The organism is Clostridium sp. DL-VIII (assembly GCF_000230835.1).
GTDB lineage: Bacteria > Bacillota > Clostridia > Clostridiales > Clostridiaceae > Clostridium.
On sequence record NZ_CM001240.1, the window covers coordinates 3,470,625 to 3,481,278 of the forward strand.

General features: G+C 30.3%; 12 protein-coding genes (1 of these 12 running past the window's edge). All 12 read left to right on the forward strand.

The window, feature by feature from the left end; genetic code table 11:
* The first annotated feature begins 705 nt into the window (after window positions 1–705).
* Complete coding sequence (gene trpE, locus CDLVIII_RS15985; protein WP_009170487.1) at window positions 706–2,097, forward strand: anthranilate synthase component I; 1,392 nt, start codon at window positions 706–708, stop codon at window positions 2,095–2,097.
* Window positions 2,094–2,675, forward strand: a complete 582-nt coding sequence (locus CDLVIII_RS15990) for an aminodeoxychorismate/anthranilate synthase component II (protein WP_009170488.1) — start codon at window positions 2,094–2,096, stop codon at window positions 2,673–2,675. Before trpE ends, CDLVIII_RS15990 begins: the two co-directional genes overlap by 4 nt.
* A gap of 38 nt (window positions 2,676–2,713) precedes the next feature.
* Entirely contained in the window at window positions 2,714–3,727 is a 1,014-nt protein-coding gene (gene aroF, locus CDLVIII_RS15995; RefSeq protein ID WP_009170489.1) for a 3-deoxy-7-phosphoheptulonate synthase, read from the forward strand.
* An 84-nt stretch (window positions 3,728–3,811) separates the two neighbouring features.
* Window positions 3,812–4,819, forward strand: a complete 1,008-nt coding sequence (gene trpD / locus CDLVIII_RS16000; protein WP_009170490.1) for an anthranilate phosphoribosyltransferase — start codon at window positions 3,812–3,814, stop codon at window positions 4,817–4,819.
* A gap of 16 nt (window positions 4,820–4,835) precedes the next feature.
* On the forward strand, window positions 4,836–5,639 hold the full coding sequence (gene trpC, locus CDLVIII_RS16005) for an indole-3-glycerol phosphate synthase TrpC (RefSeq protein ID WP_009170491.1): 804 nt from the start codon (window positions 4,836–4,838) through the stop codon (window positions 5,637–5,639).
* A 121-nt stretch (window positions 5,640–5,760) separates the two neighbouring features.
* Window positions 5,761–6,450, forward strand: coding sequence for a phosphoribosylanthranilate isomerase (locus CDLVIII_RS16010; RefSeq protein WP_009170492.1), 690 nt, complete (start codon window positions 5,761–5,763; stop codon window positions 6,448–6,450).
* Between the two features lie 53 nt (window positions 6,451–6,503).
* Window positions 6,504–7,679, forward strand: coding sequence for a tryptophan synthase subunit beta (trpB, locus tag CDLVIII_RS16015; protein WP_009170493.1), 1,176 nt, complete (start codon window positions 6,504–6,506; stop codon window positions 7,677–7,679).
* Window positions 7,679–8,455 carry a tryptophan synthase subunit alpha gene (gene trpA, locus CDLVIII_RS16020; RefSeq protein WP_009170494.1) on the forward strand — a complete coding sequence of 259 codons (777 nt, stop codon included), beginning with the start codon at window positions 7,679–7,681 and terminating at the stop codon, window positions 8,453–8,455. Before trpB ends, trpA begins: the two co-directional genes overlap by 1 nt.
* 248 nt (window positions 8,456–8,703) lie before the next feature.
* Window positions 8,704–8,985: a chorismate mutase gene (locus tag CDLVIII_RS16025; RefSeq protein WP_009170495.1), complete on the forward strand. Its 282-nt coding sequence runs from the start codon at window positions 8,704–8,706 to the stop codon at window positions 8,983–8,985.
* A 5-nt stretch (window positions 8,986–8,990) separates the two neighbouring features.
* Entirely contained in the window at window positions 8,991–9,665 is a 675-nt protein-coding gene (locus CDLVIII_RS16030) for a hypothetical protein (protein WP_009170496.1), read from the forward strand.
* Between the two features lie 253 nt (window positions 9,666–9,918).
* A complete protein-coding gene (locus CDLVIII_RS16035; protein WP_009170497.1) occupies window positions 9,919–10,221 on the forward strand; it encodes a hypothetical protein in 303 nt (100 codons plus the stop codon).
* A gap of 320 nt (window positions 10,222–10,541) precedes the next feature.
* Window positions 10,542–10,654, forward strand: partial view of a hypothetical protein gene (locus CDLVIII_RS16040; RefSeq protein WP_009170498.1) — the 5' portion only. The gene runs 307 nt beyond the window's last position; only the first 113 of its 420 coding nucleotides appear in the window; it begins with the start codon at window positions 10,542–10,544; the stop codon falls past the right edge of the window.

The following is a 10,654-nucleotide window of genomic DNA, read 5'->3' on the forward strand; positions in this document are numbered from 1 at the left end:
AATTATTACAATGATCAATACTGTACCTAACATGCTATAAAAAGGCTTATAATGAAATTTTAGTATTTTTTTAGAAAACACTTGTAAAATATATTAGAATGTGTTATATTTTTATAAATAAAAGTTTTAAATTAAAGCCTTCGATAAGAATAGTAGATGATAAAGCTTAGTGTAAAGAGAGTTCGATGTTTGGTGAGATTCGAATACTGTAGATATTATTGAATGGGTCTTTGAGGTGACATTTTGAAATATTTAAAGTAGGAATGTACGGGAAGTCAGCCGTTAAAATGACAGGATATAATTTTATGAAAACTTATTTAACAGTGAGGGAAGAAATTCTGTAGAGTTTCAACATTAACTGTTAGTTGTAAATTGATGTAAGTTTCTCATATTACGTATCTGATAAGAAATATGCATTAGGTGGTATAGCGAAATTTTAGCATTTCGTCCTATTTTGGACGGAATGCTTTTTTTAGTTTATTTTATAATTAGAAAATACCATTTGAGTGTATGTGTATTTGGGTGGCATAACGAGTCACTTCGTCCCAAAATTTGGGATGGAGTGGCTTTTTTTATATTCAAAGATAGAATAAAAATTTGGGGGTGTCCAAATAATATCTAGGAGTATTCAAGATAATAGTAAGCCATATGCAATGTGAGCAAACGCAAATTTATAATTTTATGGAAGTTAAGGGGGAAGAAAGTATGATTAATATTTCAAAAGAAAATTTTAATGAAAAGAAGAAAGACAAAGCTGTATTTTCATTAATAAGCGAATTTAGAGGAGATGAAATTACTCCAATAAAAATTTTTAGAGGTTTTAAAGGAAGCAGAAAGTTTATCTTTGAGAGTGGAACAAAAGAAAACTATTTTGGAAGATACTCATTTATGGGAGAAGACCCGTATAAAGAAGTCTGTGGAGATGGCAAAGAAGAGATAGATGAACTTAAAAAGGAAATTAGAAGAAAATTTGATAAAGATACTAATTCTTTTTCATTTAAAGGTGGGGCAATTGGATATATTGGTTACGACTCAATACAGTTATATGAAAAGAAGCTCAATTTTAAAAATCCAGATGAATTAAAATTACCCATTATAAGGTTTAATTTTTATAATAGATATATTTGTTATGATCACTTTACTCACAAGGTTTATGTTGTAGATAACATTTTGGACAATGATAAAAGGGAATATGATGAAATAATTTTGTCACAAAGAGAATATATTAGCAGTCTGATACATGGAACAACTCTAGCTGAGGAATCAGAAGAGAAGAAAGATATATCTTTTGAATTTCATACGTCTAGAGAGAATTTTATTGAAAATGTTAAGAAGGCAAAAGAGCATATTTTAGCTGGAGATATTTTTCAAGTTGTATTATCTCAGAGAATGAAGTGTATGACTGAAAAGTCCTATTTGGAGATTTATAGAAGGCTTAGAGAAGAAAATCCATCGCCTTACATGTATCTAATTGATTATGAAACTTACCAAATTGTAGGTTCTTCTCCCGAAAGTCTTGTGTCGGTTAGAAACGGTAAGGTTATAACTAATCCTATAGCTGGTACACGAGGAAGAGGAGAAACTCCAGAAATAGATAGTGCTCTTGAAAAGGAACTGCTAGAAGATAAAAAGGAACTAGCAGAACATATTATGCTAGTGGATCTTGGAAGAAATGATATAGGAAAAGTAAGTAAGATAGGTACAGTTAATGTTAATGACTTTATGAAAATTGAAAAATTCTCTCATGTAATGCATATAACAACAAAGGTTGTTGGCGAAATAGAAGATAGTAAGGATGGCTTTGATGCACTTGCAGCATGCCTCCCTGCAGGAACTGTATCTGGCGCACCAAAGATAAGGGCAATGGAAATAATAGAAGACCTTGAAGATTGCATGCGAGGAATTTATTCAGGCGCAGTTGGTTATTTCTCATATGAAGGTGATATGGATGTGGCAATTACCATAAGAACTATTATCTTAAAAGATAAAATAGCTTATCTTCAGGCTGGAGCAGGTATAGTCTACGATTCAATTCCAGAAAAAGAGTTTGAAGAAATTCAAAATAAGTTAATGGTTTTAAAGGAGGTATTAAGATGATAGCGCTAATTGATAATTATGATTCATTTACATTTAATCTATATCAGTATTTAAGTGAATTTGCAGAAACTAAGGTATATAGAAATGATGAAATAACCATTGAGGAACTAGAAAAATTAAATCCTAAAGGCATAGTAATTTCTCCAGGGCCTGGTATTCCAGAAGATGCAGGAATTTCAATAGAAGTTATAAAGAAATTAGGGAAAAGTATTCCTATTTTAGGAATATGTCTTGGACATCAAAGCATTGCAGTGGCATATGGAGGAAAGGTAATTAGAGCTAATGAAATTTTTCATGGTAAGACTTCAAAGGTTCAGGTTAAAGGAAAGGATATATTTGAAGGTATTCCGAGAAAATTAGAGGTTATGAGATATCATTCTTTAATAGTCGAAAATAGTTCACTCCCAAGTTGCCTTGAAGTTATAGCTTCAACTGCTGAAAGCAATGATATTATGGCAGTTAAGCATAAAGAATATAATGTATTTGGACTTCAATTTCATCCAGAATCCATATATACACAAAAGGGCAAGCATATGATTGGGAATTTTGTAATTAACATTTGTAATGATAGTTTTTAGCAGCAGCAATAAAAGTAGAAGTAAGGAGATTTATTTTAATGGTTATTAGAATGAAAATAAATGCCAATGATGCAGAAATTAAAAAAGTAAAATCAATTATTGAAGGAAAAGGATTAAGAACGAATGTATCTAAAGGTAAAGAATACTGTATCATTGGTGCTATTGGAGATACATCAATGTTAGATATAGATGAATTTCAAGCTTTAAGTGGTGTAGAACGTTGCATGAAAGTGCAAGAACCATTTAAGAAGGCAAATAGAATGTTTAAAGAACAAGATACTATAATAAATGTTCATAATTCAGTTATAGGAGGGAACAAACTTGGAATAATAGCAGGTCCGTGTTCGGTAGAAAATGAAGAGCAGATTGTTGAGGTTGCAAGGAGAGTAAAAGATGCTGGGGCCAATTTTTTAAGAGGTGGAGCTTTTAAGCCTAGAACTTCACCATATAGTTTTCAAGGTTTAGAACTTGAGGGATTAAAATTATTAAAAACAGCAAAACAGGAAACTGGGCTTCCAATAGTGACGGAGCTTATGTCAACAGATTATATTGATGAATTTATAGAAAATGTTGATGTTATTCAGATTGGTGCTAGAAATATGCAAAACTTTGATTTATTAAAACAGATAGGAAAAACTAATAAAATAATATTATTAAAAAGAGGCTTATCTGCAACAATTGAGGAATGGCTTATGTCAGCTGAATATATAATGTCAGGAGGAAATTCAAATATAATTTTATGTGAAAGAGGAATAAGAACCTTTGAAACAATGACAAGAAATACGTTAGATTTGCAAGCTATTCCTGTAATTAAAAAGTTATCACATCTGCCGATAATAATTGATCCAAGTCATGCTGGTGGTTATGCTTACTTAGTGGAACCGATGGCAAAGGCGGCTATAAGTGCAGGTGCAGATGGTCTTATGATAGAGGTTCATAATGATCCGGAAAATGCATTAAGCGATGGGCAACAATCACTAACACCTGATCAATTCGATTCATTGATGAATAAAGTAAAAAGAATTGCTGAATTTGAAGGAAAACAAATTTAAAAGAATGTTGTAGTGGATGTGCATTGATAGGCACAAAGATAATAAATAAATTTATAAAAATATAATTTAAAGGGGGTATAAATAATGACAATAGATTATGCAATTAAAAAGTTATCCTTAAAGGAAGCATTAACAGAGGATGATGTAAGAGATGTAATAAATCAAATAATGAAAGGTGAAGCAACATCTGCTCAAATTGGAGGATTCTTAATAGGTCTTAAAATGTGTGGAGAAACACCAAGTCAAATATTAGGTGCAGTTAAGGCCTTAAGAGATAATTTTATTCCAGTAAAAATTGAAAATCCAAAGCATCTAATAGATACCTGTGGAACTGGTGGAGATGGGGCAAAGACTTTTAATATTTCCACAGCAGTTGCAATTGTTGCGGCAAGTGGTGGTGCAAAAGTAGCTAAACATGGTAACCGTGCAGTTTCAAGTAAAAGTGGAAGTGCAGACGTGCTTACTGAACTTGGAATTAAGATTGATTTTGATGATATTCAAAGCAGAAAGATAATAGAGGAAAACGGAATGGCATTCTTATTTGCACCAAAATACAATGGAGCAATGAAGAATGTAGCAAAGGAAAGAAAAGAACTTGGTACAAGGACTATATTTAATATTATAGGACCCCTTTCTAATCCAGCACCGCTTACTGGACAGCTTCTAGGGGTATATGATAAATCATTGGTTAAACCAGTTGGGGAAGTATTGCTTAAGCTTGGATTAAAAAGGGCACTGGTTGTGTGTGGTGATGATGGCTTGGATGAGATAACAACAACAACAGCTACTACTGTATGTGAAATTAAAGATGGAGAAATTAAGGAATATAAGTTAGAACCCGAGAAGTTAGGTATTAGTAAATCTAAGCTTGATGATATAAAGGGAGGAGATGCTAAAGAAAATTCAGAAATAATTCTAGATATTCTGAAGGGAAAAAAAGGTGCACCTAGAGATATAGTAGAAATAAACACTGGAGCTGCACTTTATGTAGCAGAACTTGCTGAGTCCATAGAAGAAGGAATTAAGAAAGCAAGCAAACTTATTGATTCAGGAGCAGCATATGAAAAATATAAAGAACTTATAAGTTTATAAGATGAGGTGATATATTTTGATTTTAGATGATATTGTAAAAAAGAAAAAAATAAGAGTTGAAAAAAGAAAAACAGAAATTCCTATAAAAGAATTGGAGAAGCAAGCTTTAGAAAAAGTTAAACTTGAAAAAGAATCAAATTATATAAATCCATTTAAAGCAGCACTAAAGAAAAAAGGTTTATCTGTAATTGGAGAATTTAAAAAAGCATCTCCATCAAAAGGACTAATAGTAAAAGATTTTAATGTAAAAGAAATTTTAAATTATTACACTTACTTAGGTATTGATGTGTTCTCTATATTGACAGAAGAAGATTTCTTTTTAGGATCAGATGAATATTTAAAGGAGATAAGAAAAGTTTCACATATTCCGATTTTGCGAAAAGATTTTATAATAGATTTTTATCAAATATACGAAGCAAAGATCTTAGGAGCAAATGGAATTTTACTTATTGCAAGCATTTTAGGCAATAAATTGGGGAGCTTTTACAATGAAGCTAAGAAATTTAATCTGGAGCCTTTAGTAGAAGTTCATAATAAGGAAGAGTTAGATTTAGCATTAAAATATGATTGTGAAATTATAGGCATTAATAATAGAGATTTAAAAACCTTTAATGTAACTCTAGAAACTACAAAGGAGCTAATAAAACATATCCCAAAAGGTAAGATTATAGTTGCAGAAAGTGGGATCATGAGTATAGACGATTTAGAAATGATAAAAAACTTTGGAGCAGATGGAGTGTTAATTGGAGAGTTATTTATGAGAAATATAGATAATACAGAATTCAAATCAGAATATAAGAAATTTAGAAATAATAAGTAGTGAGCATAAAGTAGTAGGCAAGTTTGATTTTGTGTTAATGATAATAAGAAATCTTGAGTAAATTTTTTAAAGCTTTAATTGTGATTATCATATTGCTAAGTGAAATAAGCGGGGATTTAATATGATTGAAATTAAAATATGTGGAATAACTAATGAAAAAGAAATCGAATTTTTGAATATTTTAAAGCCAGAATATATAGGCTTTGTATTCACTAAAAGTAAAAGACAGGTGACACCTAAAATAGCAAAAAAATTATGTCTCAATTTAAATAAAGATATAAAGATAGTTGGAGTATTTAAAGATAATCCTTTAGATGAAATTTTAGATATTATTGCAGAAGTACCGTTAAATGTTCTTCAGCTTCATGGAAAGGAAGATGAAAACTATATATCGTTACTTAGGAGCAATGTAAATGAATCAATAAAAATATGGAAAGCTTTATCTATAAATGATATAGAAAACATAAATAAATACGTAAAGATTACTCAGAAGCACTTGATTGATGGTTTTCTTATAGATGGAGATAAGCCGGGAAGTGGTGAAGTCTTTTCATTAGATAATTTAAAAGAGTTATTCATTAAAGAAACTTATAATTTAGGTTTTGATACTGAAACTGTTAATATGCGAGATACTTTCTTTCTAGCTGGAGGAATAACCCCTGAGAATGTTGTTGAACGAATAATTAAGGCAAGGCCTAGAGGGATAGATGTTTCATCAGGTGTAGAGATTATCAGGGAGGATGGAGCTAGAATAAAATCTTTTAAAAAAATGAAAGATTTAATTGAAAATGTTAGAAAAATTATTGATTAATAATTCACAACATAAAAAGCTATTAGTTGAATAAAAGAAGGGATGGAAAAATAATGAAAGGTAGATTTAACGAATTTGGGGGACAATATGTTCCAGAAACTGTAATGAATGCACTGATAGAACTTGAAGATGCATATAAAAAAGTAATTGATGATAAAGAATTCATGGATGAATATATGTATAACCTAAATTATTATACAGGAAGGCCAAGTCCTTTATATTATGCTGAAAATATGACAAAGGACTTAGGGGGAGCAAAAATTTATTTAAAGAGGGAAGATCTAAATCATACTGGTGCCCATAAAATTAATAATGCTCTTGGTCAAGTCCTGTTAGCTAAAAGGATGGGGAAGAAGAAAGTTATTGCAGAAACTGGTGCAGGACAGCATGGTGTTGCAACAGCTACAGTGGCAGCGAAATTTGGCATGGAGTGTAAGATATTCATGGGAGAAGAAGATATAAAGAGGCAAGCTATGAATGTTAAAAAGATGGAGCTTTTAGGTGCTGAAGTTGTTCCGGTATTAAATGGAGTAAGAACGTTAAATGATGCAGTAACTGAGGCAATTAGATATTGGGCTACAAATGTAGAAGACACATATTACGTTTTAGGAACAGCTGCCGGACCGCATCCATATCCAACTATGGTAAGAAATTTTCAAAGAGTAATAGGTGATGAAGCAAGAAAGCAAATTTTAGAGCTCGAAGGAAAATTGCCAGATTATATTTTAGCTCCAGTAGGCGGTGGAAGTAATGCAATTGGAATATTCTATCCATTTATTGATGATAAAGAAGTAGGTCTTATCGGAGTTGAGGCAGCAGGTAAAGGTATTGAATCTGGAGAACATGCAGCAACTATTACAAAAAAAGAAAAAGGAATTTTACATGGAATGTTAAGTTATGTGCTTCAGGATAATGATGGAGGGGTACTAGAAGCATATTCAATATCTGCAGGTCTAGATTATCCAGGCGTTGGGCCAGAACATGCATATCTAGCTGAAACTAATAGAGCAGAGTATGCAAGTATAACAGATGAAGAAGCAGTAGAAGATGGATTTATGTATTTGACGAGAATAGAGGGAATAGTACCAGCACTAGAATCATCCCATGCTGTAGCATATGCTAAAAAACTAGCACCAACACTTGATAGTGATAAAATCATAATTATTAATATTTCAGGGAGAGGAGATAAAGATATGGATGCGGTGCTTGCATATCTAGGTGAAAAATAATGAATAGAATAGATATATCATTCAATAAGCAAAAAGAGAATAATGAAAAAGCTCTAATACCATTTGTAACATGTGGAGCAGATTTCACAGTTGAAGAAACAGCTGATTTAGTAGTGTCTTTAGAAAAAGAAGGGGCAACTGTAGTTGAAATTGGTGTACCTTTTAGAGATCCTCTTGCTGATGGTCCAGTAATACAAAATGCATATACTAAAGCACTACAAAATGGAACGAAAGTAAAAGATATATTTAGATGTGTAGAGCTAATAAGAGAAAAGTGTGAAGTACCAATTGTATTAATGGTGTATTTTAATGTTGTATATTTCAATGGAATAGAGAATTTTCTTAAAGCTGCAGCAAAAAGTGGGGTAGATGGACTTATAGTTCCAGATGTTCCACTTGAAGAAAGAGGTGACCTCGATAAAGTTTGCGAAGAAAATGGTATATATCTAATTCCATTAGTGGCGAGAACATCTAGAGATAGGATAGCAGCAATAACCAAAGGGGCAAAAGGGTTTGTATATTGTGTATCCACAAATGGTACAACTGGTGAAAGAAAATCTTTAGATAAAGGAACTCATGAATATTTAGCTGAAGTCAGAAAAATTGTTGAAATCCCAATGTGTATTGGGTTTGGAATTTCTTCAAAGGAAGTAGTTAAGGAAGTAAAAGATTATTGTGATGGGGTAATTGTAGGTAGCGCAATAGTTAAGAGAATGGCAGAAGGCAAAGAAGCAGTAATTGATTTCGTAAAAGATTTAAAAATGGGGTTTAATTAAATAAATTTTTAAATAATAGCAATAAGCTTATAACTAAAAGGGGCTAATTAATTATAAATATAGTTTAAGTATTAAAATGTAAATGCAGAAGATCACTTCGTTCAACACTTCGGGGACGAAGTGATTTGTTTTATTATAATTATGTCAAGTTTAAGAAATAAATTAAAAAATAAGCCTGAACTAAATTTAATAGGTAACATCTATAGGTTTAGTTAATTTGTAAGTAAAAAGGAGGAAATGAGGTTTTTATGATATGCAAAGATTTAGAGGAAGTAAGAGATAATATAGATAAAATTGATGAAGAAATTGTAAGGCTAATTGCAAAGCGAAGTAATTATGTTATGCAAGCTGCTAATTTCAAGAAGAATCGTGATGATGTTAAAGCGCCCCAAAGAGTAGAAAGAGTTATAATCAAGGTAAGACATTTAGCAAATCAAAATAATTTAGAGCCATATTTAATTGAAAAAGTATATAGAGAAATGATAGATTGTTTCGTGAATTTTGAATTAAAGATAAAAAAAGAGGAGTGAAAAAAATGCCATTCGAGTTATCAAAAGTAGTTCCATGGGGGAGGACCTTAGAGGAATATAAAACAATGTTTTCATTAACCGATGATGATTTGAAAAAATCTATTGCAAGCTTTGGCGATGGACCTGCAAGTTTTAATGCTGAAATGAAAAAATTAAATAATACTGTAATATCATTTGATCTAATTTATGAATTTACTAAAGAACAATTATTGAATAGAATAGAAGAAACAAAAGATGCTGTAATGAAACAAACTAAAGAAAATAAAAAGAATTTTATTTGGACAAGTATAAAGGACGTAGAAGGTTTAGAGAAGATTAGAATGAGAGCAATGTATAAATTTCTAAATGATTTTGAAAAAGGAAGACAAGAAAATAGGTATATTTCTCATGAGCTACCGAATAAAACTAATTTTCAAGATAAATATTTTGATATTGGACTTAGTTCACATTTTTTATTACTTTATGCTCAATTAGGTTTAGAATTTCATATAAGAGCTATTGATGAAATGCTTAGAATATGCAAGGAAATTCGCATATTTCCAATTTTAGATCTTGATGCAAATGAGTCAAGCTTACTTCAGCCAATCATTAATCATTATAATGCAGCTTATACAGTTAAGGTAGAAAAAGTAGAATATATATTTCAAAAGAATGGGGATAAAATGTTAGTCATAAAATGATAAATAAAGAAGCAAAAAAGAAACTTGAAGCAATAGCTTTGGTTTCTTTTTATATACGTAAATCTATGTTATAAGCTCCATGTATCTATCTGATCTTTTATAATATTTTCACTACATACTCCATTTTGGTGTTGAGCCGTTATTTAAGTAGCTATATTAGTTAGTAATGGATAAAACTAAATTCATGTTGTTTATTTCTAGAAAAATATAAATTTGAATGTTATAATCGTCTAGAAATGAGGTGTTTATATTTATGGCAAAAAAAACGAGTAGAAATACAGATATTTTAATGGATACTAAAGCAACAACTTCTCCTAAGATATATTCTTTATTAGTTGAATTAGTTAATGAAGATAGAGAAGATTTAGCAGAAGATGTTTTAAAAATAGATTACTTGCTAACTTATACAAGTAATTGTATTAAGGATAAAGATTTTAGTGAAGCAAAGGACACAATGAAAATAGCAAAAGCCAGGATCGATAAGCTAATAAATAATAATGTAAATGTAGAATATTTGAAATATCTTTATGATGGAATTAATGCGAAAATAAAGTAGGCTTATAAAATTATGAAATACTTTAAATAAATATTTTAAGTATTTCATAATTTTATATTGCTTATATTTAGATTGATAGTAAGATTAATACTAGTGTTTAAATTGCAGGTATTTTCATGTTTTCTAGCAATTATTAAATGTTTATATAGTTTGTTTGTATGGAATTTAAATTATGAAAAACTCTCACTAATATTATTGTAAGAGTGACATATTTTTGATATTATAAATTTTAAATAGATATATAGCAAAGTTTAGTGTTATAATAAGTTGACTTTTATTAAGCGATTAAATGAATAAATAAGAAAAGTGAGTAATATACGATGAGATTTGAAAAATTAGAAAAAACAATAAATAAATTAGATAGTGATATAGAAGCTTTACGAAGAGCTAAACATTACTTATCTAACAAGGATGAAATTAATGAAATAAGTGA

What these genes read in the sequence shown, in the direction of transcription:
- trpE (WP_009170487.1), top strand. Translation starts at nt 706, where the DNA reads ATGATTAATATTTCAAAAGAAAATTTTAATGAAAAGAAGAAAGACAAA.
- CDLVIII_RS15990 (WP_009170488.1), top strand. Translation starts at nt 2,094, where the DNA reads ATGATAGCGCTAATTGATAATTATGATTCATTTACATTTAATCTATAT.
- aroF (WP_009170489.1), top strand. Translation starts at nt 2,714, where the DNA reads ATGGTTATTAGAATGAAAATAAATGCCAATGATGCAGAAATTAAAAAA.
- trpD (WP_009170490.1), top strand. Translation starts at nt 3,812, where the DNA reads ATGACAATAGATTATGCAATTAAAAAGTTATCCTTAAAGGAAGCATTA.
- CDLVIII_RS16010 (WP_009170492.1), top strand. Translation starts at nt 5,761, where the DNA reads ATGATTGAAATTAAAATATGTGGAATAACTAATGAAAAAGAAATCGAA.
- trpB (WP_009170493.1), top strand. Translation starts at nt 6,504, where the DNA reads ATGAAAGGTAGATTTAACGAATTTGGGGGACAATATGTTCCAGAAACT.
- trpA (WP_009170494.1), top strand. Translation starts at nt 7,679, where the DNA reads ATGAATAGAATAGATATATCATTCAATAAGCAAAAAGAGAATAATGAA.
- CDLVIII_RS16025 (WP_009170495.1), top strand. Translation starts at nt 8,704, where the DNA reads ATGATATGCAAAGATTTAGAGGAAGTAAGAGATAATATAGATAAAATT.
- CDLVIII_RS16030 (WP_009170496.1), top strand. Translation starts at nt 8,991, where the DNA reads ATGCCATTCGAGTTATCAAAAGTAGTTCCATGGGGGAGGACCTTAGAG.
- CDLVIII_RS16035 (WP_009170497.1), top strand. Translation starts at nt 9,919, where the DNA reads ATGGCAAAAAAAACGAGTAGAAATACAGATATTTTAATGGATACTAAA.